General features: G+C 72.5%; 19 protein-coding genes. 16 read left to right on the top strand and 3 right to left on the bottom strand.

Going from position 1 to position 25,949, the window contains the following annotated elements:
* Positions 1 to 101: 101 nt before the first annotated feature.
* Positions 102 to 761 carry a DUF4255 domain-containing protein gene (locus tag NUT86_RS07620; RefSeq protein ID WP_274734300.1) on the top strand — a complete coding sequence of 220 codons (660 nt, stop codon included), beginning with the start codon at positions 102 to 104 and terminating at the stop codon, positions 759 to 761.
* Complete coding sequence (locus NUT86_RS07625) at positions 758 to 2,842, top strand: ATP-binding protein (RefSeq protein ID WP_446750754.1); 2,085 nt, start codon at positions 758 to 760, stop codon at positions 2,840 to 2,842. The genes NUT86_RS07620 and NUT86_RS07625 overlap by 4 nt, the downstream gene beginning before the upstream one ends.
* 51 nt (positions 2,843 to 2,893) lie before the next feature.
* Here NUT86_RS07625 and NUT86_RS07630 read toward each other — a convergent pair whose 3' ends face one another.
* Both NUT86_RS07630 and NUT86_RS07635 read right to left on the bottom strand, forming a co-directional pair.
* Complete coding sequence (locus NUT86_RS07630) at positions 2,894 to 4,249, bottom strand: hydrogenase expression protein (RefSeq protein ID WP_274734302.1); 1,356 nt, start codon at positions 4,247 to 4,249, stop codon at positions 2,894 to 2,896.
* 81 nt (positions 4,250 to 4,330) lie between these two features.
* A complete protein-coding gene (locus tag NUT86_RS07635; protein WP_274734304.1) occupies positions 4,331 to 7,222 on the bottom strand; it encodes an AfsR/SARP family transcriptional regulator in 2,892 nt (963 codons plus the stop codon).
* Positions 7,223 to 7,519: 297 nt separating this feature from the next.
* Here NUT86_RS07635 and NUT86_RS07640 point away from each other — a divergent pair, with 297 nt between their 5' ends.
* From NUT86_RS07640 to NUT86_RS07665, 6 genes are all read left to right on the top strand, one after another.
* Positions 7,520 to 8,722, top strand: a complete 1,203-nt coding sequence (locus NUT86_RS07640) for a hypothetical protein (protein ID WP_159489679.1) — start codon at positions 7,520 to 7,522, stop codon at positions 8,720 to 8,722.
* Between the two features lie 124 nt (positions 8,723 to 8,846).
* Positions 8,847 to 10,571, top strand: coding sequence for an eCIS core domain-containing protein (locus NUT86_RS07645; protein ID WP_401851845.1), 1,725 nt, complete (start codon positions 8,847 to 8,849; stop codon positions 10,569 to 10,571).
* A gap of 85 nt (positions 10,572 to 10,656) precedes the next feature.
* Positions 10,657 to 12,234: a phage tail sheath family protein gene (locus NUT86_RS07650; protein ID WP_018087539.1), complete on the top strand. Its 1,578-nt coding sequence runs from the start codon at positions 10,657 to 10,659 to the stop codon at positions 12,232 to 12,234.
* A 74-nt stretch (positions 12,235 to 12,308) separates the two neighbouring features.
* Entirely contained in the window at positions 12,309 to 12,752 is a 444-nt protein-coding gene (locus tag NUT86_RS07655; RefSeq protein WP_018087540.1) for a phage tail protein, read from the top strand.
* A complete protein-coding gene (locus tag NUT86_RS07660) occupies positions 12,752 to 13,165 on the top strand; it encodes a hypothetical protein (RefSeq protein ID WP_109888413.1) in 414 nt (137 codons plus the stop codon). The genes NUT86_RS07655 and NUT86_RS07660 overlap by 1 nt, the downstream gene beginning before the upstream one ends.
* Positions 13,162 to 13,320, top strand: coding sequence for a DUF6760 family protein (locus NUT86_RS07665; RefSeq protein ID WP_164764585.1), 159 nt, complete (start codon positions 13,162 to 13,164; stop codon positions 13,318 to 13,320). The genes NUT86_RS07660 and NUT86_RS07665 overlap by 4 nt, the downstream gene beginning before the upstream one ends.
* A 914-nt stretch (positions 13,321 to 14,234) precedes the next feature.
* Here the strand turns inward: NUT86_RS07665 and NUT86_RS07670 are convergent.
* A complete protein-coding gene (locus tag NUT86_RS07670) occupies positions 14,235 to 14,519 on the bottom strand; it encodes a hypothetical protein (RefSeq protein WP_274734317.1) in 285 nt (94 codons plus the stop codon).
* A gap of 2,441 nt (positions 14,520 to 16,960) precedes the next feature.
* Here NUT86_RS07670 and NUT86_RS07675 point away from each other — a divergent pair.
* From NUT86_RS07675 to NUT86_RS07710, 8 genes are all read left to right on the top strand, one after another.
* Positions 16,961 to 17,398: a phage tail protein gene (locus NUT86_RS07675; RefSeq protein WP_018087545.1), complete on the top strand. Its 438-nt coding sequence runs from the start codon at positions 16,961 to 16,963 to the stop codon at positions 17,396 to 17,398.
* A 1-nt stretch (position 17,399) separates the two neighbouring features.
* Positions 17,400 to 18,179, top strand: a complete 780-nt coding sequence (locus NUT86_RS07680) for a CIS tube protein (protein ID WP_018087546.1) — start codon at positions 17,400 to 17,402, stop codon at positions 18,177 to 18,179.
* Positions 18,180 to 18,195: 16 nt separating this feature from the next.
* Positions 18,196 to 20,115, top strand: coding sequence for a VgrG-related protein (locus tag NUT86_RS07685; protein WP_266447971.1), 1,920 nt, complete (start codon positions 18,196 to 18,198; stop codon positions 20,113 to 20,115).
* Between the two features lie 48 nt (positions 20,116 to 20,163).
* On the top strand, positions 20,164 to 20,604 hold the full coding sequence (locus tag NUT86_RS07690; RefSeq protein ID WP_018087548.1) for a GPW/gp25 family protein: 441 nt from the start codon (positions 20,164 to 20,166) through the stop codon (positions 20,602 to 20,604).
* Positions 20,604 to 22,613: a putative baseplate assembly protein gene (locus NUT86_RS07695; protein ID WP_274734322.1), complete on the top strand. Its 2,010-nt coding sequence runs from the start codon at positions 20,604 to 20,606 to the stop codon at positions 22,611 to 22,613. Before NUT86_RS07690 ends, NUT86_RS07695 begins: the two co-directional genes overlap by 1 nt.
* Positions 22,610 to 23,167 (top strand): phage tail protein, encoded by a 558-nt coding sequence (locus NUT86_RS07700; protein WP_159489689.1) that lies wholly within the window; start codon positions 22,610 to 22,612, stop codon positions 23,165 to 23,167. The genes NUT86_RS07695 and NUT86_RS07700 overlap by 4 nt, the downstream gene beginning before the upstream one ends.
* Positions 23,168 to 23,169: 2 nt before the next feature.
* Positions 23,170 to 24,492, top strand: a complete 1,323-nt coding sequence (locus tag NUT86_RS07705; RefSeq protein ID WP_274734324.1) for an NADase-type glycan-binding domain-containing protein — start codon at positions 23,170 to 23,172, stop codon at positions 24,490 to 24,492.
* Between the two features lie 302 nt (positions 24,493 to 24,794).
* Positions 24,795 to 25,949: a N(5)-(carboxyethyl)ornithine synthase gene (locus NUT86_RS07710; protein ID WP_274734326.1), complete on the top strand. Its 1,155-nt coding sequence runs from the start codon at positions 24,795 to 24,797 to the stop codon at positions 25,947 to 25,949.

Here is a 25,949-nt window from a genome sequence, read left to right on the forward strand (position 1 = left end):
GCAGATCCAGCAACAGGTGCGGGTGCGAAAGCAAAGGGTGGAGCGGTGACGGAGTTGGCGGAGGATGTGCGGTCGGCGGGTCGCGGGGCGGGGGAAGGCGCGTGATCCACGAAGTCGATGAGGCGATGCGGTCCGTGCTGCGCGGCGGGGTGCTGCCGGACGGCGCGGGGGATGTCGCCTTCGAGGCGCCCTCCCGCGACTGGGCGGCGCGGCGCAACGCCCCCACGCTCAATGCGTATCTCTACGACATTCGCGAGGACGTCGCCCGTCGCGAGCGCGGGGCGATCGCGGAGCGGGACGCCAGGGGCGTGATCGTGCGCAGACGTCAGCCGCCGCGCTGGTTCCGGCTGTCCTACCTGGTCACGGCGTGGACCACCCGCCCGGAGGACGAGCACCGGCTGCTGTCCGCCGCGCTGGGGTGCCTGCTCTCGCACGAGATCCTGCCGCCGGCCGCGTTGCCGCAGGCGCTCCGCGCGCTGGAGGTGAGCATCCCGCTCACGGTTGCGGTGCCGCCCCCCGAGTCCCGCTCGATCGCCGACATCTGGTCCGCGCTCGGCGGCGAACTCAAGCCGTCCCTGGACGTGGTGATCACCGTGCCCTTCCCGGTCTCGCCGTCGTACGAGGTGGCGCCGCCGGTCACGGAGGGTGCGGTCACGGTCGTCCGCGGACTCGACGGGGTCCCCGGCGACTCCGCGCCCAGGATGCTCCGGTCCGCTCCGGGCGCCTCGCCGTCCGCGAAGGACAGCGAGGGAGGACAGTGAGCGGTGCAGCGGTGAGCGGTGCCACGGTGACCGAGAACGCCGGCGGGGCGCTGCGGGGCCGGCTGGCGGGGCTGCGCGAGCGGGTGGCCGGGCTGGTCGAGGGACGCAGCGCCGACGATCCGACGGCTGCGGATCCGCTGCGCGGGCTGTATGTGACCCCGGAGACGGCCAGACGGCTGGCCGCGCAAGCGCCGGCGGAGGACACGGGCACGCCGTACACAGCGGGTGGGGCCCCTACGGGCGGGCCGGCGGACGAGGCACCGGGGCCGTCGGACCGCTCGGTCGCGCTCGCCGGGCGGTTCGGGCTGTCGGCCCTGGACCTGCAGATCCTCCTGGCCGCGCTCGCGCCCGATGTGGACCGGAGCTTCGAGCCGCTGTACGGCTATCTCAACGACGATGTCGGGCGTCGCCGTGCCACGGTCGCGCTGGCGCTGGACCTGGCGGGCCCCGGCCCGTACGAGGCCGGGGCCCGCGCCCGCTTCCACCCCGGCGCGCCGCTGCTGTCCGGCGGGCTGCTCGTCATCGAGGACGAGGACCGGCCACTGCCGGGACGGGCGCTGCGGGTGCCGGAGCGGGTGGTGGCCCATCTGCTGGGGGACGAGGGTCTTGATCCTGAACTCAGCGGCGGTGAGGTGGAGTTGCTGTCGGCGGGACAGCGAGCCGCCAGGGTTACGGGAAGCGCTGCCCGCACCGACGACGCGTCGTTCGCCGGGCGGCTCGCCGCGCTCGCGGGCGAGCGGCCGCTCGCCGTCCATCTGCGGGAGCGGCGGCCCGGTACCGCCGCCGAACCGGTGACCGACGGGCTGCGGCGCGCCGGCCTGCCCGTGCTGCGGTACCGGCCCGATGGACACCACGGCGACGGTGCGGGCCTCGCGGGCGCGCTGCTGCGGGAGGCGCGGCTGCGGGGAGCCGCGGTCGTCGTGGGGCCGCTGCCGGAGCGGCCCGGCGCGCTCGTCAGGGCGCTGGCGGGCGGGGACGTGCCGGTGGTCTTCTTCGGAAGCGAGCCGTACGACCCGGACTGGGCCCCGGATTCCGGGCTGTTCGCGCTGGACGCGCCGGACGACGGGGCGGCGGCGGACGAGGTCTGGAGCACCGAACTCGGCTCCGTGGACGAGGGCTTCGACCTCGCCGCGGCCGTTGCGCCGTACCGGCTGGGCGCCGCTCAGATCCGGCGGGCGGCCCGTGCGGCCACCGCCCTCGCCGCCTTCGACGGGACGCCGGTGACCGCCGCCCACATCCAGCACAGCGCACGTCAGCAGTCCGCGCCGCTGCTGGACCGGCACGCCCGGCGCGTACGGCCCGCCGTCGGCTTCGACGGGCTCGTCCTGCCGCCCGAACCGCTGTCGCTGCTGCACGAGTTGGTGCAGCGGGCACGGCATCGTGAGAAGGTGCTCGGCACCTGGCGGCTGCGCACCGGCGGTGGGCGCGGCAGGGGCGTGGTGGCCCTGTTCGCCGGGGAATCCGGTACCGGAAAGACGCTCTCCGCGGAGGTCGTGGCCGGCGCACTGGGGCTGGACCTCTATGTGGTGGAGCTGTCCTCGGTGGTGGACAAGTACATCGGGGAGACGGAGAAGAACCTGGAGCGGATCTTCTCCGAGGCCGACCGCACGGACGCCGTGCTGCTCTTCGACGAGGCAGACGCCGTCTTCGGCAAACGCTCGGAGGTCAAGAGCTCACACGACCGGTACGCGAACCTGGAGAGCGCGTATCTGCTCCAACGGCTGGAGGCGTTCGACGGGATCGCCGTTCTGACCACCAATCTGCGCGCCAACATCGACGAGGCGTTCACCCGGCGGCTGGACCTGGTGGTCGATTTCCCGTTCCCGGATGACGGCCGGCGGCTCGCCCTGTGGCGTTCCTGTCTGGCGGCCACGCCCTGCGCGGACGACCTCGGCCTGGACGTCTGCGCCAAGGAGTTCGAGCTGTCCGGCGGGGCGATCCGGTCGGCGGCGGTGACCGCGGGCTATCTCGCGGCGGGGCGCGGCGGGCCGGTGACGGCGGCGGATGTCCGGGCCGGGGCGCGGCGCGAGTACCGCAAGATGGGGCGGCTGGTGCCGGACGCGTCGCCTCTGTGGGACTGACCCTCCGGGTGCGGCAGGGGCCGGGCGAGGTAGCGGCCGGCCCCTGCGGTGTCACTGCCCTTCGGCGATCTTCCAGTCCTGCCGGGCGTCGGGCCCGTCGGTGCACTTCCAGGACAGCGCGCCCTTGTCGTTCTGCAGGTCGGTCAGGCACTCGTCGTTGCGCATGTTGACGATGCGGGTGCGGCCGTCGCCCACGTCCATCAGCCGCCACTTCTGCTGGGGCGGCAGCTTGCCCGACGTCAGTTGCTCCGGGTCGGCCGCCCAGAGCTCGACCTGGTTGGTGTTCTCCTTCAGCTGGGCAACACTGCCCGGGGAGCTGGCCGACTCCAGGGCGACCGTGTTGTCCTCGGGGTAGTGGTGGATGGTCCACCACTGGTTGCGGCCGAACCGGTCACCCGTCCACTCGGGGCTCTGGCCGATCGGGGTGCCGTCCTCCTGGCTGCCCCCGTTGGCCTGGAGGTACCAGCCGCCGTTGGCGTTGGAGCGGATGGTCTGCTCCGTCGGGCCCTCCGGCTCCCCGGCGCCGTCAGCGGCGGGCTCCTCCGGGGGTTGCTCCTCGGGCTTCTCCTCGGGCTTCTCCTCCTCCGGGGGCTTGGGCGGCGCCGGCTCGGACGGCTTCTCCTTCTCCGGGAGCTTCTGGGACTGGCCGGGCTTCTCCCGCGCGCTCGTGGACACCTTGGGCACGGCCCTGAACCACAGCGCCACGAAGGCCAGCGCCGCCACGAGCAGCAGCGAGAGCACCGCCATCGCCCAGCGCGGCAGCACGGACGGCTGGAGGTAGGTGCCGCGCAGCTCGGTCGGTTCCGGGACTCCGGCTCGCTGCACGGAGACGGTGAACGGGTGCTTGTTGAGACCACCGACCCAACTCACGGCTCCGGGACGGATATTGAGCCCCACGAAGGCGGCGCGGCCCGGCGCGACCTGGACCGAGGTCGGCTCGGGCTCGACGGTGAGGGCATCGCCGTTCTCGCGGCCGGAGAGGGACACCGTCAGCGGCTGGTTGCCGAGGTTGTCGACGGCGACCGACGCCTTGGCGCGCCAACGGCCGCGGACGGACAGGGGCACCAGCTCACAGCGGAGTTCGGTGAACGGCCCGACCGTGACCTGGCCCTCGACCACGTCGCGGATCTCGGGGTGCTCGGCCGGCTCGACGCGTATGCCGAAGGGCGTCGGACCGGCCACGGCGTCCGACGTACGCGGGGGTGCGAACTCGACCTCCGCCGTGCCCTCGGCCCCGGGGTACAGCCGCAGCACGTCCGGCTCCACCCGCGTCCAGCCCGCTACGGCGCCGGCCGGCCGCAAGCGGTACTCCTCGACGGTGTCGCCCGTGTTGCGTACCCGCAGCCTTACCCTCGCGTTGGAACCGGGGTCGACGGTGATCGCGGCCGGTTCCAGTGAAGTCCACATGCTCACCAGTGCAGTCAACCGGCAACGCCGGGCCCGGGTCAGCGTGCGTAAGGGCAGAGCCGGGGGCAGAGCGGGATGTCCTTACGGCACCTCGCGGCTCCCCGGCAGGGTTGCGGCGGACGGCCGACCGCGGCATTCCCCCATATTCGCGGACCCGCACCCGCACCCGCGGCCGGGCGGTGGCGCGGGAGTCGGGAGCGGCGGGCCACGCTCGGATTCCCCAGGGCCCAGCCGTGCACGGTCGCGGGCGGCCCGGAGACGGCACCGCTGTCGCGCCTGCCGACAGGGAGCCGCCGCCTGCCGCGGAGGCCCTTCCCGCCGCAGCGCACAGCGGGCCCGGTAGCGGATCTGCCGGAGCCTGTACTCGCTTCCGTCCGGGGCCGCCGTTCGCAGCGGCGGCGCCGCCCGCTCCTGGTCCGTCGTCACGGGCACGACGGCCAGTTCACGTTCGGCCAAGGCGCTGACCGGCGGACCGGCGGACGCATGGGCCGGCCGCAGGCTCTCCCCTGGCGCGCGCTCTGCCCATGCGTACGTCCCGGTGCCGTGGTGCGGGGCGGTGCCGTAGTGCGGGGCGGTGCCGTGGTGCGGGACCCTGAGCAGGCGCAGGGCGTGCGCGGTGGCCGTGTCGTCGCCGTGCCGCCGGGCGGTGTCCACGGCGCGGCGCACCAGCGGTTCGAGGGCGCGGTGGCGCGCGGTGCCGCCGAGCACCTGCGACCACGCGGTGAGGAGGTCCACGGCGGAACCCAGCAGTCCGGGCGCCGCGCCCAACGCCCACTCCACGGCCGCGTACAGCCGCGGGTGCGCGTCGTGCAGCCACGCGCGCGCGGCGTCGGCATCGGCGAGCGTACGGCCCGGGGAGTCCGGGTGGCGCAGCAGACCGGGCAGGACACGGTGCGGCTCGATCAGCCGCACCGCGGTCAGGACGGTGGCCAGCACATAGTCGAAGAAGCGACGCTGCGCCGCCGCCCGCTCGCACGGGCTGTCATGGCGCTCGCCCAGCCGCCGGGCGAAGAGCCCGACCAGATCGTGATAGCGGTAGCGGTCCTCTCCGTGCAGCTCCACGAGCCCGGCGTCGACCAGGGTCTCGACCGCCTCCTCCGCCTCGTCGTCAGTGGTGTCCAGCAGCGCGGCCGCGGCGCCCCGGCAGAAGGACGGCATACCGCACAGGGCGAGGGCACGGAAGGCGTGGGCGAGGCCGGGCCCGAGCACCTCGTAGCCGACCCGGAAGGTCGCTTCCACTCCCAGGTCGCCCACCCGCAGCTCGTCCAGTCGCCGCTCCTCGCTCAGCCGGGCCACGAGGCCGGCCATGGCCCAGCCGGGCCGGGACGTCAGGCGGGCGGCGGCGATACGCACGGCGAGCGGCAACCCGTCGCAGACGGCGACCAGTTCCCGCGCGGCGATGGGCTCGGCGGCCACCCGCTCCGCCCCCACGATCGCGCCGAGCAGCCTCAGGGCCTCCCCTTCGGCCATCACCTCCACGTCGACACGGTCGGCCCCGGGCAGCGCGAGCGTCCGCGCACGGCTGGTGACCAGCACCGCGCACCCCGGTGCCCCGGGCAGCAGCGGCCGCACCTGTGCACTGTCGCGGGCATTGTCGAGCAGGACGAGGACCTCGCGGTCGGCGAGCAGTGAGCGGTACAGCGCGGCCTTCTGCGCCGGCCCGTCCGGTACGGCGCTCTCCGCGACGCCGAGGGCGTGCAGGAAGTGCGTCAGAACGGCGCTGCTGTCCTCCGGAGCCAGGCCGCTGCCCTGCAGGTCCACATACAGCTGCCCGTCGGGGAAGTGGGCCCGTACGGAATGCGCCACATGCACGGCCAGCGCCGTCTTGCCGACTCCGCCGAGCCCGCTGAGCGTGGCCACCACCGGTGCCCGTACGCCGGCCGCCCCGCGCAGCGCCGGGGCCAGCTGGGCGACGGCCTCCGCGCGCCCCGCGAAATCGGCGATGTCGGGCGGGAGTTGAGCCGGTACGGGTGGTGGTGGGCCGATCCGCGAGGTGCTCCTGGCAGGGCGGGGCGGGTGAGGCCGGTGGTCCCGGCTGTCACCGGTGCGGTCGCGGTCAGGACGGGCCTGGTCGCCGACAGGGCCGGTACCGGGCCCGGGCCTTGACCCGGTTCCAGAGCCCCTCGATCCCGCACACACCTCCTCGTACAGTGCGCGGAGTTCGCGGCCCGGTTCGGCGCCCAGTTCGGCGTCGAGGGTACGGCGGGTGGCCGCGTACACCGCGAGGGCCTCCGCCTGCCGGCCGGCCCGGTGCAGGGCCCGCATCAGCAGGGCCTGGGTGCGTTCGCGCAGCGGATGCTCGGCGGCGAAGGCGCGCAGTCCGGCGATCGCCCCGGCCTGCCCGCCCAACTCCACCACGCAGTCGAAGAGTTCCTCCTGAGCGGTGACGCACAGTTCGGTGAGCCGGTTGCGCTGCCGCTGGGCGTACGGCCCGGGCAGTCCGGCCAGGGCCATGCCCGCCGGGAGCGCCAGCGCACCCCTCAGCTGCTCGTACGCTCCCGCGGTGTCGTCTGCCTCCCGTAACCGGCGCGCCGTGGCCAGCCGCTCCTCGAAGACGGACGCGTCCAGCGCCTCGCCGGGCACCCGCAGGGCGTAGCCGCCGCCCGACGACACCAGCAGGTGCGCCTGCTGCCTGGGCCTGCGGTCCGGCTCCAGCAGGCCGCGCAGCCGGGAGACATACGTCCGCAGGGTGCCCACCGCCCGCGGCGGCGGCTGCTCGCCCCACAGCGCGTCCACCAACTGCGGTACGGATACGGGCCGTCCCGCGTGCAGCAGCAGGACGGCCAGCACGGCGCGCTGCTGCGGCGGGCCGGGATTCAGCGGGTGGTCGCCCCGCCAGGCCCGCACCGGACCCAGCAGCTGAAACCGCAACCGGTCGCCCCGGTCCGGGCTGCCCACCCCCTCCGCGCCCTTCAGCACGTCCGCGCCACCGCGCACCGCCCGCTCGCTCCCCTGCCCCTGTCCACCTGCCACCGCCCACCCTTCGGACCAGCACTGATGTACCGGCCATACCAACGTAGCCCAGCACACGGACACCGATTCCCGGGAAACGTCCGATAGTGGCCCAACCACTCATCCCTCCGTTTCTCCGGCCATCAGGGCTTCTCGATGGTGCGGCCGGACGCTTACCGGTGTTCAGCAGGGCAACCGCTCTGCCCGTTCGGCTCCCCTTCCGCCTCTGGAGGCAATTTCCGCCGAGGCCGAAAATCGGCATTCGGGCCACCCAGGACCACGGACCCACGAACCACCGGCCGCCAGAACGGAGCCCTCGTGCACGCACACGAACGGCGGGCCACGGGAGGGGAATCGGCGCCACGCACCGCGCCCCGCGGACCCGAACGCCCCCGCACCCCCGCCGCAGCCCTGTCCACCCACCCGCCGGACGCGCTGCGCACCCTCCAACGGGCCGCGGGCAATGCGGCGGTCGCCCGCGCCCTGGCCCCGGCCGCGGAGGGCGCAAGAGGCCCACTGCACCTCCAGCGGTACGCGGAGGGAGAGGCCGCCCTCGGCTTCGACAAGGTCTCCGCGCACGGCGGGATCGCCATCCGGGGACGCCACGAGGCCTACGCCGACGCGGACATGATCACCGCCGCCGCGCACAGCCTCGACGCCCAGGACCAGGTGCCGATCACCCTGGAGCGCGGGGCGGCGGTGCGGGCCGGTGAGCGCACCCTCTACCGGGTACTGCCCGTCTACAAGGACGCGGCCAGGGCCGCGGCCGCCGTACGGGCCGCCGGCCGGAACCCGGAGGCCGCCGGTCACGAGCCCGTGGCCGGGGACAGTGCGGCACAGCGCGGCGACAAGCGCGCCGCGTATCTGCGGTCCCTGACCGACCCCCCGGAAGTCCGGCAGCTCGTCGCGCTCACCCGGCGCATCGTGACGGCGCTCCAGGCACGGGCCGAACCGCGGAGCTCCACGGTCGACGGCCTGCGGTCCGAAGCCATGAAGCTGGCGGTGGCCACGATGGGCGGTGGCTGGGTCGCCGCGCGCTTCCCCTACCCGGAACGCACCGGCCGGGAGGGCCTGACCGACCTCGCCGTCATCATGCCGAGCCTGACCTCCGACTTCCTCGCCGGGCTCCCCGCCGTCGAGAACCAGGAGGCCCAGGTACAGGAGCTGCTCATCACGCTCCCCAATGACTGCAAGGCAGCGGCGGCCCAGCTCATCGGCACACCGCCGGACGGCGGGCTCAGCGTGCGACGTGACGCGCCCGCCGTCGGCGAGAACCACTTCGTGGACCTGACCGGAGCGGCGGCGGACGGCTGGGCGAACCACTTCGCCGCCGTCCTCCTGCGCGACGGTCCCGACAGCCTCACGTACGAGACCGCCGCCGACCGCACCAGCGCACTTCAGCAGGGCAAGTCCCTCGGCTACTTCGAGTTGTACGGCCGGGCCGGGACCGGCCAGTCCTTCGACCAGGTCATCGGCGCCAAGAACCAGGCCTACGCGTCACGGTCGGCGCCCACCGCGTGACCGAACGGGCAAAGCGCTCTGCCCCCGACGGGGCCCGTTCGTCTCTACAACCGGAACCGCCCGTCCGCGAAGGTCGAAAGCGTAGGGAGCAAAGCAGCAGTAATCGTGACGGGGGAGGAACATCGTGCGGGCACAGGACCGGCAGCCCGGCGCGGGGAGCGACCGCTCGGGGGCGGCGCACGCCGTCCGTGCGACGCCTTCCCCGGCCTCCGACGCGGCTCGCCTGGCCGCGGCCGGGGAGGCGGAGCGCCTCACCCCGGAGGCGGCCGCCGTCCTTCAACGGACCGTGGGCAACGCGGCGTTCTCGGCCCTTCTGGCCGGCCAGGAGCAGCATCGGCACGGCGCGGGCTGCGGACACACCGGGCCCTCCACCGTGCAGCGTTCGCCCGTCCAGGAGGTCCTGCGCGCACCGGGCCGCCCCCTCGACGAGCCGGTCCGCACCGACATGGAGACCCGCCTCGGCGCGGACTTCTCCGACGTGCGGGTGCACACCGAAGCCTCCGCCCATGAGTCGGCCGAGTCCGTCGACGCCCATGCGTACACCTCCGGTTCGCACATCGTCTTCCAGCGCGGCCGCTACAACACATCCTCCGCGGCGGGCCGCCACATGCTCGCGCACGAACTGACCCATGTGATCCAGCAGCGCAACGGCCCGGTCGCGGGCACCGACCGCGGCGACGGGACGAAGGTGAGCGATCCGTCCGACCGGTTCGAGAAAGAGGCGGAGGCCACGGCGAGCCGGGTGCTTTCCGCAGATGTGCAGCGGACGGCCGATCCCGCGCACGCCCCGGACCACGGCAGCGCGGACGGGCATCGTCCCGTGCAGCGCACGTTCAAAATGGCGAACAAGACCGTCAAAGCCGCTGAAGATGTCCTCCCCCTCGACGCCCTCATGGCAAAGGGCAAGGCACGCCATGCCCGGTGGGACGACGCATTCAAGAAAGAGGTCCGGGACGAAATCATCAAGATGGCGAGCGACGAGCGGGACCTCGGTCGCTGGCCGTCGTACGAGGAGCTCTTGGATTCCGCCGAAAGGCGGGTCCGAGAGGCGGCGGCAGCCAATCTTCCGCCAGTGGTTCCCACCGCCATCAAGACCGGTGCGTCGAATCCGGATCACATGGAAGTGGACCTCCCTCAGGCCGATCAGATCCATCGCCTCGCCGAGGTCCGCCGGCGGCTTTCCTCACGCGGGACGAAACAGGACCTGGATGGTTTCCGTAACCGCCAGAAGATGGTGAACCCGTTCACACACAAGCCGACCGGGAACTCCTACTCCATCGGCCATACCGGAAACTTCGTCCTGGGCGGCCCCCAGGAAGGCGAGTACGACGCACTTTTCGCCCGCGCGGGGAACAGCACCGGCCTGTCCGACAAGGAACTCGCCAAGCATTTCATCCGGGCCCTGACCGAGCCGGGATACGACTTCGACGGAATGAGCGAGGACGGGCGCAAGTACTGCGCGAAGATCGTCGCCATCATCCAGGGCGCAGAATTCCGCCGCGCCGCAGCCAACCCGACCGTGGCGATCGCCGCCTTCAACCAGGTCGTCTCCGGATCGGCCGGAACGCTGCACGAAGCCCTCACCAAGTACGCCGTCTTCGCCAAGGCCAAGGGGAACTCCGCCACCGGTGGCTCCAAGGACTCCCAGTTCCACCGTGATGCGGAGGTGGACCAGGAGGACGGGGACTTCAAGGAGCGAGCACTCAACGAGTACCAGGCACTCGCTCAGCTGGTCTCCGCCAACGGCTTCGATCCGAACGACGCGGAAGAGTTCTACAAGGGGTGCGACAAGATCGCGGCCACCTCGATGAGTTCCTTCACCTCCACCTTCGAGTACGCGATGCCCTGATCCCCATCGCCATCAGTTCCTCTCGCCTTCGCGCAGCACGAGAAACACCGAACAGATCAGTTCGCATATCCAGGGAGTACAGAACATGCCCACCTACCTCTCCCCCGGCGTCTACGTCGAGGAAGTCGCCAGCGGATCGCGGCCCATTGAAGGGGTCGGGACGTCGGTGGCGGCCTTTGTGGGGCTCGCTCCCACCGGTCCGCTCAACGAGCCGACCCTGGTGACGAACTGGTCCCAGTACGTGGCCGCCTTCGGTGAGTTCACGGACGGGTACTACCTCGCCCACTCCGTGTACGGGTTCTTCAACAACGGCGGAACGGCCGCGTATGTCGTGCGGGTCGGCGGTACCGGCGAGGGAGAGCCGCAGGCCGCCGCGGCCCCTCAGACCCCCAGGGCGCTGACTGCCGGGGAGCCGACCGCCCTCGGGGCCTTCAAGGTCTCGGCGATCGCGGCCGGTTCCGCCAACGGCGGGGCGCTCACCGTCGAGGTGCAGGACGTCGAGGGCGAGGGCAGCGCCGACCGCTTCAAGCTGGTCGTCCGGGACGGCGACAAGGTCGTCGAGAGCTTCGACGTCAGCGCGAAGAAGAGCTCGCGGAACTATGTCGTCGCGCAGGTCAAGCAGCGGTCCAAGGCGATTGCCATCGAAGAGGCCGTCCCGGCGGCGCAGGTGACGAAGCCCGACGCGCAGGCCGTCACACTGGCCCCGCCCGCCCCGGCGCCCGCCGCTCCCGCCGGGACCGGCGCGGTCGAGCAGCTCGCCTCCGGCCAGTTCATCGGCGACTCCGCCGACCGCACCGGCTTCGGCGGCCTGGAGGCGCTCGACGAGGTCAACATGGTGGCCGTACCCGACCTGATGGCCGCCTACCAGCAGGGCCTGATCGACCTGGAGCAGGTCAAGGCCGTCCAGCTGGGTCTGATCTCGCACTGCGAGCTGATGGGCGACCGGATGGCGATCCTGGACCCGCCGCCGGCGCTCAACGCGCGCGACATCCGCAAGTGGCGCCAGGAGATCGCGGGTTACGACTCCCGCTATGCCGCGCTCTACTACCCGTGGATCAAGGCCTTCGACCCGGCCTCGGGCCAGACCCGCATCATCCCGCCGTCCGGCCACATGGCCGGCGTATGGGCCCGTAACGACTCCGAGCGTGGCGTCCACAAGGCCCCGGCCAATGAAATCGTCCGCGGGGCCATCGACCTGGAACTGCAGATCACCCGCGGTGAGCAGGATCTGCTCAACCCGGTCGGCGTGAACTGCATCCGGGCCTTCCCCGGCCGCGGAATCCGGGTGTGGGGCGCACGGACCATGGCCTCCGATCCGGCCTGGCGCTACCTGAACGTACGGCGCTACTTCAACTACCTGGAGGAGTCGATTCTCATCGGCACCCAGTGGGTGGTGTTCGAGCCGAACGACCAGGCGCTGTGGGCCCGTATCCGGCGCAACATCTCGGCGTTCCTGGTGAATGAGTGGCGCTCGGGCGCCCTGTTCGGACAGCGCCCCGAGGACGCGTTCTATGTGAAGTGTGACGCGGAGACCAACCCTGTCGAATCCGTCGACGTGGGACGGGTCGTGTGCGAGATCGGCATCGCACCGGTCAAGCCCGCCGAATTCGTGGTCTTCCGGCTCGCCCAGTTCTCGGGCGGCGGCGGGGAGCTGGAGGAGTAACAGCCACAGCCTCTTCCCCTCCTCTCACCCACCACTCATCACCCTTTTCCTTCCCTCAACAGGAGTGAACCACCTTGTCCCTTCAGCCCGGTGATGCCCTCACCTCACACAATTTCGGCCTGCAGATCGACGGCGTGATGGTCGAATATCTGCAGGAGGTCAGTGGTCTGACCATGGAGCAGGACGTCATCGAGTACCAGCAGGTCTCGGCGGACGGAAAGCCCGTCGTGAAGAAGATGCCCGGCACGAAGAAGGCCGGCGAATGCACGGTGACCCGCGGTATGACGCAGAGCGGCGCGTTCAGCGAGTGGATCAACAAGTCCATCGCGGGCGATATGGGTTCGGCCCGTAAGAACGCCACGATCATGATGATGGACTACCAGAACAACCCCGTGAAGCGTTACAACATGCGCAACGCCTGGTGCAGCAAGGTCGAGACCAGCGGGGTCAAGGCAGGCGACGCCGCCGCGCTGACCGAGCAGGTCACCATCGTCTTCGAAGAGCTGGTCATCGAGTAATGCGGCGCGACGGTCCGGCGGGGGCGCAACAGCAACGTGAGCCCTTGCGTACGGAATTCGAGTTCGAGTTGCCGCGCGGATTCGTGGACGAGTCCGGGACCGTCCACCGGAACGGCGCGATGCGGCTCGCGACCGCACGGGACGAACTCATCCCACTGCGGGATGTGCGCGTGCGTGAGAACCCGGCGTATCTGTCGGTCGTGCTGCTGGGCCGGGTCATCACCCGGCTCGGGACGCTCGCATCCGTGCACGACGGGACGGTGGAGAACATGTTCGCCTCCGATCTGGCCTTTCTGCAGGACTTCTACCGGCAGATCAATGCGGAGGGACACACGCGCGCCGCGGTGTCCTGCCCGCACTGCGAGGAGCCCTTCGAAGTGGAACTGGCCGGGAGCCGCCTGGGGGAATCGTGACGTACGCGACCGGGCGTATCGAGGAGGAAGTCGCCTATCTCGCCTACCACTTCCACTGGGGCATCGACGACATCCTCGACCTCGAACACGCCGACCGGCGCGCGTACGTGTCACAGATCGCCGCCCTGGTGGAGCGGGCTGAACGGGAGCAGTGACTGAGGATGGGGTTGTTCAGGTGGCGGCGGGGGTCGCGGGGTGCCCAGGAGGCGGAGCGTGCGCAGGGGCCTGAGGTCGGGACGCCCGCGGAGGCTCCGGCCGGGAGCGCGGACGGTGGCGGCGGTGGCGGCTGGTCCGCCGCGCCCCCCATCCAGCGGGTCCTGGGGGCGCCCCGCACCGTCGCGGAGGCCGGCTTCGCCGCGTCGCTGAGCGCGCACCGCAACCCCTCCTTCGGAGGGGAGCTGGGGCACGACGTCCGTGCCACGGCACCCGGTGGTGTCCTGCGCGATGCGCTGGTGCCCGTCGTCGGCCGCCCCGCCGAACTGGGCCTGCCGGCCTTGCGACTTCCGGTCGCGGGGCGGGTGGACGAGACGGCTGACGGGAGCGCGGGGGCGGCCTCGGGGTTCGCTGCCGTGCCGGGGGCGGGTGCCGGACGAGGTGCGGGCGCCGGGCGTGGCTTGGGCGCGGGGCGAGGCACGGGCGAGGCACGCGACATGGGCGCGGGGCAGGGCGCCGGGGTTAGTTCCGGGGCTCATGGCGGGCCTGGGGGTGAGGTGCGTACCGAGGCGCGAGGCGGGGCTGCCGTGCAGCGGGCGGCGTCGCCGGGTGCGCCGCGTGCCCAGGCTCAGGGTGCGGCGCGGAGCCAGGATCAAGGTGGGGCGGCCGTGCAGCGGGCGGCGTCGGCGGGTGATCCGGGTAACCAGACTCACGGGGCGGCACGTAGCCAGGCTCAAGGTGCAGCAGCCGTACAACGGGCGGCGTCGACGGATGCTCCTCCTACCCGGACCGAACGTGCAGCACGTCCCCGGACCCAAGAGGCGGCACCTACCGAATCCCAAGGCGGGGCCCCCGTACAGCGGGTGGCGTCGCCGGGTGCTCCGCGCCCCCGGGCGACTGCCGCGCGCGCTCCCCGTCAACCGGCTTCGGGGAGCGAGACGTCGTCCGCGACCCCGCGGAACGACGCGCCGAGCGCAGCGTCGGCCATGTCGCCGGGCGCGCCTCCGGTCGCCTCGGCGGCCGGGTCGGCGGCCGGGCCGTCCGTCACCCCGTCTGCCCCGTCTGCCCCGTCTGCCGCGCTGCCCGTCACGCCGTCCTCCGTGCCGTCGGGGGCCCGGCGGGGTGGACAGCCGAGGTCGGCGGTGACCGAGACGGCGTCCGGGGGTGCCGGGAGTGCCGGCGGTGCGGGTGGGGGTGGCACGGGTGTGCCCGGTGGCAAGGCCACCGCTGGTGCCACGACCGTGCCCGGTGCCGAGGCCGTACCCGGTGGCGGAGGTGAGGCCGCTCGCTCCGCGTCGCGTGGAGTGCGGCCCGCCGGCCACCCCTCAGCCATGCCGGTAGCCATGCCCATGCCCGTACGGAAGGCCGTCGGCGGCCGGTCCCCGCTCACCTCGGCAGGCAAGGTCCCGATGCCACCGCGTCGGCTGCGGCCGGCCACCTCGTCGCATCCGGGGAGCAGCGACACCACTCCCTCCCCCACCAATACGCCCTTGCAACGCACCGAAGCGCCGGCGCCGGCGGCCACGACGGCTCCGCTGGCCACGACGGCTCCGGAAGCGGCGCCCCCTGTCTCGTCTCCCTCACCCCGCACCCCTGCAGCCGGACCGGCGAGCGAGGGTGCGGCACCGGCCCCCGCCGCTGTACGGCCCGACACCCCTCAACGGGTCGTACAGCGGCGGGCGGTTGGCCGACGCCGACCGAGCGCCCCGAACCAGAGCAGCGCGCCGGAGGCCGCCCTGAGCACGGACGCCGCACCCGGCGCCGGCCCGGCGCCGAGCGGTGACTCGACCTCGTCGGCTCCGGGCACAGCATCGAGCGCGAGCGCTGCCCCGAACCCACGACCGGTCTCCCCTCCCTCCTCGCCCGCGAGCACGCCCTCACGCGCGAACGCCGACACCAGCGATCACGCGGCCCCGAGCCCGGCAGCCCCAAGCCCGGCCACGAGCCCGGCACCAGGCCCGGCCACGAGCAACAGCGACCGAACGCGTCCGCCGGTCCAGCGAGCAGCGAGGGAAGAGGGCCACCGGCCCGCGCGGCGGACCTCAGCAACCGGCAGTCGGCGCCTGGGACTTGGAGCGCCGCTGCTCCCGAGTGCGGACACCGAGAGCCCCGTCAAGGACGTTGCGACCGACGCGCAACCGGCCATGCCTCCTGCCGACAAGGGACGTACGCCGCCCCCCGGACAGCCCACGCAGCCCACGATCCGACGGAAGCCACTGATCGGCGCACCCGCCGAGTCCACCAGCGTGCCCACCGAGCCCGCCGCGATTCGCCGCCAGGACGCTGCACCGACGCCTGCCCCTGCAGCGACGCCGACGCCGACAGCGACACCAGCACCAGCAGCGACACCGACAGCAGCACCAGCACGAACAGCACCCTCGACGCCGGCCCAAATACCCACAACGCCCCAAACACCTGCTCCAGCCGCAGCCCCCGCCCCCGCCCCCGTGCAGCGCTCCGCGACGGCCATCGAACGTGCCACCTCCGCTGGGCCGTTGACGACGACACGTACATCGGAGAGCCGTACACCGAAGAGCCGCACATCCAAGACCCACACGCCGGGGCCCCACACGCCGGAATCCCACACGCCGGAGTCCCGCACGCCGGAACCCCACCCACAGGAATCCCACCCACAGGAACCCCGCACACCGCAATCCCACGCCCAGGGTTCCCCCACCCCCACGAAGCAAGTGCTGACGACCAGCGCCCTTCGCCCTCCCCTGACCACCCCCCTCCCCGCCCGCCGAGCGCCGCTCGTGTCGGCCCGTGCGCTGGACCCCATCACCCGGCAACGGCCCACCGGTCAGGGGGCGGAGGCCACCGGCCCCGCAGCGGTGCAGCGATTGAGCGTGCAGGCGGCACCCGCCGTCCCCCTCCGCACCGTGGCGAGCCCGACGAGCACGGAGAGCGCAAAGAGCCCAGCCGGCACAGCGGGACGGTCACCCCGACGAACGGCCGTCCCTGCCGTCGCCCTGCAGAAACCGGCATCGGCGCCGGCACGCACACCGAGCCCCTCGCACACTCCCTCTCGTACGGTCCGGACCGCACCGAACCACCCCACCACCCCCGTGGTGCGGCATGCGCCAACCGCTCCGGGGATGCGAACCCCTCCCGGCACCCCGGCTTCAGCCCCAGCTCCGGCCCCCCAGCTCCTCACGTCAGCCGCCCTCCCCAGACAGGCACCGTCAGCCACACCCCCCGGCCCCGCTGCGGCAGCAACCTCCCGTCCGGTCCAGCGCGCCCTCGGCTCCTCCACGGCCGCCCCCACACCCCCACCCCCCGCAGCAGCCACCCCAAGAACCACCCCAGCCACCCCAGTCACCCCAACAGCCCCCACCACCACGCCCACCACGCCCACCACTCCCACCTCAACCGACCCCACCACCTCCACCACACCCCCCACCCCCACCGACCCCGCAACCCTCGACGCCCTGGCCCGCCGGCTGGTGGCCCCGCTCTCACGCCTGCTCCGCGCCGAATTGCGCGGCGACCGCGAGCGCATAGGACGACTGCGCGACCACGGCCGCTGACCCCACGCCCGTCCCTCTCCAGCCCAGTCGCCCACCAGCCCCGTCCCCGTCCCCCTCCAACCCCGCCGCCCTCCAGCCCCGTCCACCACCTGACCCGAAAGAACCACCCACCATGCCCCAGGCCCAGGACCCCGGTTCCACCGTCTTCTTCAAGCTGACCATCGACGGCCAGGACCTCGGCCTGTTCAACGGCTGCGACGGCCTGGCCTCCGAGGTGGAGGTGGAGCAGCGGCAGGAGGGCGGCAACAACGGTTTCGTCTGGCAGTTGCCCACCCGTGTGACGTTCTCCACGATCCGTCTCACCCGCCCGCTCACCGCCGACACCGCCCGTGTGGCCGCGTGGATCTCGTCCCTCGCCACCGGCATCAGCCGGCCCACCGCGCAGATCGCCGCGCTCCGCGCCGACGGCTCGGTCGTCGCACAGTGGGGGCTGGTGGAGGTACTGCCCGTGCGCTGGCAGGGGCCGAGCCTGGACCCGTCCAGCCCGGGTGTGGCGACCGAGACGCTGGAGATCGCGCACCACGGGTTCACCGACGCGGGAGGTGCCTGAGGTGGCCGCACCGACCGGCGGCAAGGCGGGCGCGAGCCTCGTACGGGCCGCTCTCGCGATCCACCAGCCCCCCACCGACCTCGGCGGCTCCATGGGCGGCCGCATGGGTGAGGTGGAGTTCCAGTTCAATCCGACCCAGTTGCAGCTCGGGCGGGAGGCGGAGTGGCACACCCAGACCGCGGTCGCCTATACGCGGGGCGCACCGCCCAAGTTCACCGGCACCCGGCCCGCCACGCTCCAGCTGGAGGTGTTCCTGGACGCCTCCGGCACCCCGAATTCCGGCAAGGTGCAGAAGCAGATCGAACTGCTGCTGTCCTGCTGCGAGGTGACGGCACAGAGCGTCAACTCCAAGCGTCCGTCGCCCCCTTGGGTGCGGTTTTCCTGGGGGTCGTTCAACACGGTGCAGTTCGTGGCGTATGTGACGAGCGTCAGCGCCACCTACACGCTGTTCAACCCCACCGGGGAGCCGATCCGCGCCACCTGCACGCTGTCCCTCACCGAGGTGGCCATGCCCACCAAGGGGCAGAACCCCACCTCCGGTGCGCTCTCCGCACGCCGTATCCACCGCACGGTCGCGGGGGACTCGCTCGCCTCGCTGGCCTGGCGGGAGTACGGGGACGCGACCCGCTGGCGGCTGATCGCGGAGGCGAACGCGATCGACGATCCGATGCGGCTGCGGCCGGGCACGGAGCTGCTGCTGCCCGCCGCCGACGAAGACCCGCCAGAAGGCCGTCCCCCGAGCCTTCCCCCGCAGCCCACAACCCACGAGGCCGCCCGATGAGCAGCGAGAGCATCCGATGAGTGAGAAGACGTACACCAGCGTCCTGTACGCCGAGATCGGCGGCACGCCGCTGCCCGACAAGCTCGCCACCCTCCTCATCGAGGGCTGGGTGGACGCGAGCGTGAATGTGCCGTCCGCCTTCCAGCTCACCTTCAGTGACACGGGGTCGGACATCCTCAAGACCTTCCCGCAGATCAAGGTCGGTGCGAAGGCGGTGCTGTCACCCTTCACGGACGGGCGACGCGGTACGCCCATGCTGACCGGCGAGATCACCGCTCTTGAGGTGGACGCGGACGCCGGCGGCAAGTACCTGGTCGTCCGGGGATACGACCCGGGGCACCGGCTGCTGCGCAACCGCCGGGTCGCGGGCTACCCCAATATGACCGCGAGCGACATCGTGCGCCGTCTCGCCGGTCTCAACAAGCTGTCCCTCGGCAAGGTGGAGCCCACCCGCACCGTCTACGAGCTGGCCACCCAGCCCAACATCACCGACTGGGACTTCCTGCTCCGCCTCGCCCAGGAGAACGACGTCCATCTCTCCTTCGACCCGAAGGGCAAGCTCCAGTTCGGCAAGCTCTCCCCGGCCTCGTCGGCGCCCGCCGGCAGCACACCGGCCGCGCAGAGTCCGTACGTCCTGGAGTTCGGCCACAACGCGATGCACAGCCGGATCGCCGTCACCGCCGCCGGGCAGGTCGACAGGGCGGGCGCGCGCGGCTGGGACATGCGGGCCAAGCGTGCGCTGTCCGCGCAGTCCCCGGCCACGACGAGCAAGGACATCGTCGCGGACATCACGCCGGGGCAGCTCAGCAAGCCGTTCGGGAAGGCCGAACTGACCGCCACGGACACCCCGTTCACCACCCAGGCCCAGGTGACCCATGCCGCACGGGCCCTCGCCGACGACGCGGCGGGCTCGTTCGCCGAGCTGGAGGTGGCGGTCACCGGGAATCCGGACCTGAAGCCGGGACAGCCCGTGGCGCTGAAGGGCGCCGGCTTCCCCTTCGAGGGGAAGTACACGGCGACCGGTGTCCGCCATGTCTTCGAGTCCGGGCGGCCGTTCACCACCTGGCTGACCGTCTCGGGGCGGCAGTTCCGGTCGCTGTACGGGCTCGCCTCCGGCGGCGCGGACCCGGCGCCGCCCATGCCGGGCGTGGCGATGGCGCTGGTCAGCAATGCCAAGGACCCGCTGCGGCTGGGCCGGGTCAGGCTGCGCTTCCCCTGGCTGTCGGACACCTACGAGAGCGACTGGTGCCGGGTCGCGCAGCTGGGCGGCGTCCGGGGCGGCGGGCTGGTCCTGCCGGAGGTCGGCGACGAGGTGCTGTGCGCCTTCGACCGGGGGTCGCTGGAGCATCCGTACGTCCTCGCCGGGCTCTACAACGGCCGGGACAAGCCGCCCCGGGAGCCGGACGGTCTCCCCGCCATCGACCCGACCAGCGGGCGGGTCAACTGGCGCAGCTTCGCCTCCCGCAGCGGTCACATCGTCGAGCTGCTGGACGCCAAGACCCGGATGAAGAGCGGTATCCGGCTGCAGACCGGCAACGGCAGGATGACCGTCCACATGGACGAGGCGCGCACCAGCGTCACCATCCGCAGCGACGGTTCCGTCTCCATCACGGGGACGCGGAACGTGAGCATCAAGGCGGGCGGCAACCTGTCGCTGACCGCGGGCGGCTCGCTGACGATGAGCGCCGGCGGGGCGGTCGACATCAAGGCGGGCGCGAAGTTCGGCGTCATGGCGGGCGCCGTGGCGGACATCAACGCGACCGGCGCCATCAGCCTCAAGTCGGCCGGCGCGGTGGCCGTCAACTCGGTCGGCGCGGTCTCCGTCAGCGCGGTCGGCGCAGTGGCCGTCAACGCGGGCGCCGCGGCAGCCATCAACTCGCCGGCCACGGTCACGCTGAACGCACCGGCCGTCCTGCGCAACGGCATTCCCTTCTAGGGAGCTTGAGGAAGGTGAGGGACATGCGTCTCAAGGGGGGCACGGGACATGAGTGAACAGTTCGTCGGTGCGGGCTGGAGCTTCCCGCTGCGTACCGACGCGGGCGGCGGTATCGCACTGGCCCGCCGGGAGCGGGAGATCGAGGAGTCGATCCGGCTCGTCCTCGCCACCGCGCCCGGTGAGCGCCCGATGCGGCCGGAATTCGGCTGCGCCGTCCACGACATGGTCTTCGCGCCGGTCAACGAGGCGACGGCCGGGCGCATCCGCTACGAGGTGCGGTCCTCGCTCGACCGTTGGGAACCGCGTATCGAGGTCCAGGACGTCGAGGTCAGCCCGGCGCCCGACGATCCGTCCGTGCTGTTCATCGACGTGCGCTACAGCGTGCGCGGCACCAACAACCCGCGCAGCCTCGTCTTCCCCTTCTATGTGATCCCGTCCACGGAATCCCCCTCCACCGCGTCCGCCGCGTCCACCGAAAGCGAAGCCTGATGGCCCTGCCCGCACCCCATCTCGACGACCGTCGCTTTCAGCAGTTCGTCGACGACGCCAAGCGCTACATCCAGCAACGCTGCCCCGAGTGGACCGACCACAATGTCTCGGACCCCGGAGTGACCCTCATCGAGGCCGTCGCCCATATGGCCGACCAGATCGTCTACCGGCTCAACCGGGTGCCGGAGAAGAACCATCTGGCCTTCCTCGACCTGCTGGGCGTCACCCTCTTCCCGCCCTCCGCCGCCCGCGCCAACGTCACCTTCTGGCTCTCCGCCCCGCAGCCCGAGCCGGTCGTGCTGCCCGCCGGGACGGAGGTGGCCACCGGACGGACCGAGACCGAGGAGGCGGTGGTCTTCGCCACCGAGGACGATCTGACGGTCGTGCCCTGCGAACTGTCCGCCGTACTGCGGCAGGAGGCGGGCACCACCCCCGAGGACTGCGGCCAGGACGTCTTCGGCGGCCGCGACGTTGCCGTCTTCGCGGCCGCCCCGCAGCCGGGCGACACCCTCCTGTTCGGGCTGTCGGCGGCGGTGCCGCGGTGCGTGGCCGTGCTGCAGCTGGACAGCCGGGTGGACGGGGTCGGCGTGGACCCGCGCCAGCCGCCGCTGCGCTGGGAGGCGTGGACCGCGGACGGATGGGCGGAGTGCGAGGTCGAGGAGGACTCCACCGGCGGCCTCAACCGGCCCGGCGAGGTCGTGCTGCACATCCCGGCCGGGCACCTCGTCTCCCGTGTGGGCAGGACGGATGCCGCGTGGCTGCGCTGCCGGGTCGTCGAGGCCGCGCCCGGCCAGCCGTTCTACAGCGCCTCGCCGACCGTACGGTCCGCCTCCGCGTTCACCATCGGGGGCACGACGAGGGTCGCGCACGCCGTCGTGGTGCAGGACGAGCTGCTCGGCGAGTCCGCGGGCGTGCCCGGCCAGCGGATACGCCTGGCACATGCACCCGTCGTCGCCGACCGCCCGCCGCTGCGGCTGGAGGTCTCGGACGGCGACGGCTGGCACGAGTGGCAGGTCGTCCCCGACTTCGCGTCCTCCGGCCCGCACGACCGGCACATCACACTGGAGGAGGCCACCGGTGAGATCGCCTTCGGCCCGTCGGTCCGCCAACCGGACGGTTCGGTACGGCAGTTCGGGGCCGTGCCCGCCAAGGGCTCGGTGATACGGGCCGCGCACTACCGCACGGGCGGCGGGCGGTCGGGCAATGTGGCGCGCGGCGCGATCCAGGCGCTGCGCAGCTCGATCCCGTACGTGGCGCGCGTGGAGAACCGGGAGGCCGCGCGCGGCGGGGTCGACGGCGAGACCGTGCAGGAGGCGAAGGTCCGCGCGCCGATCACGCTCCGCGCGCAGGAACGGGCCGTGACCGCCCGCGACTACGAGGAACTGGCGCGGCGCGCCGCCCCGGAGGCCGCCCGGATCGCCTGTCTCGCGGTCGATCCCGCCGAGCCCTCGACGGCCACCGCGGGCGCGTCGGGCCCCGAGGCCGGCCAGACCGGCCGGACCGGCGAGAACGCCGTCCGGGTCCTGGTCGTCCCCCAGGCCGTCCCCGACCGCGGCGGCCGGCTCCGCTTCGAACAGCTGGTGCCGGGGGAAGAACTCCTGGGCCGTGTCACGCAGTTCCTCGACGAGCGCCGCCCGGTGGGCACCCGCCTCGCGGTCGGCCCGCCCTTCTACCAAGGCGTCACGGTCGTCGCGACGCTGCACTCCTTCCGTGCGGCGCGGGCCGACCGGGTACGCGCCGAGGCCCTGGACGCGCTCTACGCCTACCTCGACCCGCTGACCGGTGGGGCCCATGGCGACGGCTGGCCCTTCGGCCGTCCGCTGCGCTCCGGTGAGATCTTCGCGGCCCTGCAGCGGGTGCCCGGCGTGGAACTCGTCGACGAGGTCCTCCTGCACCCCGCCGACCCGCTCACCGGCCGCCGCGGCGACGCCACCGACCGCATCGAACTCGCCCGCTCCGCGCTGCTGTTCCCCTTCGACCACCGCGTCCGCGTGATCGAGGCCCGATGAGGGGCACCCCCGCGGGGATGGTCTCCCCGCACCCACTGGGCGGACAGCTCCCCGCGGTCTACGCCGACGACGACTTCGCCCAGCGCTTCGTCGAGGGCCTCGATGTCGTCCTCGCCCCCCTCTTCAACGTCCTGGACTGCCTGGAGAGCTACTTCACGCCCGCCCTCGCGCCCGAGGACTTCGTCGACTGGCTGACCACATGGGTCGGCACCGAACTCGACGGGACGGAACCGCTGGCCACCCGCCGCCGCGCGGTGGCCACGGCCATCTCGCTGCACCGGGTACGCGGCACCCGGCGCGGCCTGTCGGACGCCGTCCAACTGGCCTTCGGAGTACGCCCGGAGATCATCGAGAGCGGCGGGGCGACCTGGTCGCGGCGTCCGCTCGGTACCTTCCCGGGCTCGCCACACCCCGGCCTGCGGGTGACCCTGCGGGTCCACGACCCCGCCGCCGTCGACCCGCACCGTCTGCACGCCGTCGTCGCGGCGGCCCGCCCCGCACACCTCCCCTTCGCGGCCGAGGTGACCCACCTGCCCACCCCTGAAGGAACCTGACCATGCCCAGCGACCACACCACCTGCCCCGACTGCGGCTCACCCGCCCCCCAGACGGACCAGTCCTTCTGCGACTCCTGCGGAGCCTTCCTGCGCTGGGACCGCCCGGCGCCGAAGCCATCCACGACGGATCCGGACCGCACGGCCGCGGCCCCTCCCACTCCCCCGGCATCCGCCCCCGCCCCGAGCCCCCCGGCCCACCCCGCACAGCCCGACACCACTCCCCCTCCCCCTCCTGCCGCTCCTGCTCCTGCTCCTGCTCCCGCCACCGGCGACGGCACCCGCCCGGCCGCCGCTCCGCAGCAGGACGCGGGCGCCGCCCCGACCACCCCGCTCCCGTCAGCCGCCGCCAACGACGGGGACGGCAGGAACGTGGGCCGGTCCCCGTCCGGCCCGGACAGCCAGGGTGGCCAGCACGGCCCGGACGGCCAGCACGGCCAGGACGGCCCGACCGCCCCCCGCCCGGCTGGTGAAAGCGGCGTCTCCGAAACAGGAATCCGCGCCCTCCTGGTCCCCGTACCGGGCGCCTCCCCCACCCCGCCTCCCGAGGCGCCCGGCGGCGTGCTGCCGGGCCGTCCCGAGGCGGCCCGGCCCCGGGTCCGCACCCCGCACCCGGCCCCCGAGCCCGAGCACGGCGCACCCTGCCGGAGCTGCGGAGCCCTCAACGCGGCAGGCCGGCACTTCTGCCGGAGCTGCGCCAACCCCCTCACCGACACCGCGCCCGACACCGCCGAAGGCCCGTACGCCGGTCAGCGGCCGCGGCTGAAGCGCGACCGCGGCCGGTGGATCACCCGGGCGGTGGTGGCAGCGGTGATCGTGGCCGTCGTGGCCGGGGGCATCATCGGAGGGCCGCCGGCCGCACAGGCCGTGCAGGACCACTTCGCCAAGCGGGTCCCCGTACCCGCCGCGCTCTGGAAGGCGTCACACTCCGGCCCCGGCCAGGACGCGAAGCTCGCGTTCGACACCTACTCCAACACCTGGTGGGGGACGGGCTACTCGGGCAACTCGGACGGCCAGTACCTGGAGGCCGGATTCAGCCAGCCCACCGACCTGCTCAACGTTGTGATCACCCCTGGGGTTTCCGCCCGCACCCCGCAGGCAGCCGACCCGGCCCGGCCGCGCGAGTTCGACCTGATCGTGACCGACTCCGCGGGCAAGAAGCACGTCTCGCACCCCCGGATCAATGACGGCGGGGCACAGAGCATCGATGTGGCGGTACGGAACGCGATGACCGTACGGCTGGTGCTGCACACCGCATACGGCGCCACGGAGGAGAAGCAAGTGGCCATCGCCGAGCTGGAGTTCTTCGGCCGGTCGGCGGGATAGCCGGCAGGGCCAGGGACAGCCGGAGGTATCACGCTCCCCCGGAGCATGCCGCCAGAACGACGTTCTCCCGGCGCGCGGCTCGCTGCGCGCCGGGGCTTGAAATGCGCGGCCGACGTCCAGATTCCGATGGCCCGGCCCGCGTGGACGAAGCCGTCGACCGGCCGTCGCGCGGCACGACCGGCACCAACCTGAAGACGCCGGGGTGGGGCGCGCCTACGGGTGCGCCCGGTCCTGAAGAGCGCTGCCGGCCCGGCCCCCGCATTCCGGGGGTGTGCTAAACAGGGCGTAATCAAAGGGGTACTTTGCAGCAGCTCAAGCTCGGAATCATGTCGCAGACCCGCAAAGAGAACGAGCACCGTCTGCCGATCCACCCAGCGCACTTCGCACGCATCGACGCCGATCTCCAGCCCAGCATCTATCTGCAGACCGGTTACGGAGAGCAATTCGGCGTCCCGGACAGTCAGCTCGCACCGTTGGTCGCCGGTTTCCGCTCACGTCAGGAGCTGATCGCGGAGTGTGACGTCATCCTGCTGGCCAAACCGCTGCACGAGGATCTGGCGGAGCTGCGGGACGGGCAGGTGCTGTGGGGGTGGCCGCACTGCGTGCAGGACGCGAAGGTCACGCAGGCCGCCATCGACCGCAGGCTCACCGTGATCGCCTTCGAGGCGATGAACCACTGGACCCGGGAGGGTTCGTTCAACCTGCACGTCTTCCACAAGAACAACGAGCTGGCCGGCTACTCATCGGTGCTGCACGCCATGCAGCTGACCGGTGCGACCGGTGACTACGGGCGCCGACGGCGCGCGGTGGTGATCGGCTTCGGCGCCACCGCCCGCGGCGCGGTCACCGCGCTCAGCGCGCTGGGCGTTCACGAAGTGGATGTGCTGACTGCCCGCGGCGTCACCGCCGTCAGCTCACCGATCCACTCCGCGCGGATCGTGCACTTCGACCACGACGTGGCCAACGGCACCCTCGACCCACGACGCAGTGTCGCGCTCACCGAGGACGGCCCGGAGCCACTGGCCGAGTTCCTCGCCCGGCACGACATCATCGTCAACTGCGTGCTCCAGGACACCGCGGCGCCGCTGATGTTCCTGATAAAGGAGGACCTGCCGAAGCTCGCGCCCGGCACCCTCGTGATCGACGTCTCCTGCGACGAGGGCATGGGCTTCGCCTGGGCCCGGCCGACCACCTTCAACGACCCCATGTTCACCGTCGGCAACCACGTCCACCACTACGGCGTGGACCACAGCCCCTCCTACCTGTGGGACGCGGCCACCTGGGAAAACAGCGAGGCCCTGATCCCGTTCCTGCGGCCGGTCCTCGAAGGACCCGCCGGCTGGGACGGCGACACCACCATCCACCGGGCCATCGAAATCCGCGGCGGCACCATCCAGAACCCCGCAGTCCTGGCCTTCCAGAACCGCGCCGAGCAGTACCCACACGCACTGCTCTGA

It is taken from the genome of Streptomyces sp. G7(2002) (genome assembly GCF_028870195.1).
GTDB classification, from domain to species: Bacteria; Actinomycetota; Actinomycetes; order Streptomycetales; family Streptomycetaceae; genus Streptomyces; species Streptomyces nigrescens.

Excerpts from the sequence above, each read along its gene's own strand:
- NUT86_RS07630 (WP_274734302.1), bottom strand. The coding sequence starts at position 4,249 with ATGTGGACTTCACTGGAACCGGCCGCGATCACCGTCGACCCCGGTTCC.
- NUT86_RS07650 (WP_018087539.1), top strand. The coding sequence starts at position 10,657 with ATGCCCACCTACCTCTCCCCCGGCGTCTACGTCGAGGAAGTCGCCAGC.
- NUT86_RS07660 (WP_109888413.1), top strand. The coding sequence starts at position 12,752 with ATGCGGCGCGACGGTCCGGCGGGGGCGCAACAGCAACGTGAGCCCTTG.
- NUT86_RS07675 (WP_018087545.1), top strand. The coding sequence starts at position 16,961 with ATGCCCCAGGCCCAGGACCCCGGTTCCACCGTCTTCTTCAAGCTGACC.
- NUT86_RS07685 (WP_266447971.1), top strand. The coding sequence starts at position 18,196 with ATGAGTGAGAAGACGTACACCAGCGTCCTGTACGCCGAGATCGGCGGC.
- NUT86_RS07690 (WP_018087548.1), top strand. The coding sequence starts at position 20,164 with ATGAGTGAACAGTTCGTCGGTGCGGGCTGGAGCTTCCCGCTGCGTACC.
- NUT86_RS07695 (WP_274734322.1), top strand. The coding sequence starts at position 20,604 with ATGGCCCTGCCCGCACCCCATCTCGACGACCGTCGCTTTCAGCAGTTC.
- NUT86_RS07700 (WP_159489689.1), top strand. The coding sequence starts at position 22,610 with ATGAGGGGCACCCCCGCGGGGATGGTCTCCCCGCACCCACTGGGCGGA.
- NUT86_RS07705 (WP_274734324.1), top strand. The coding sequence starts at position 23,170 with ATGCCCAGCGACCACACCACCTGCCCCGACTGCGGCTCACCCGCCCCC.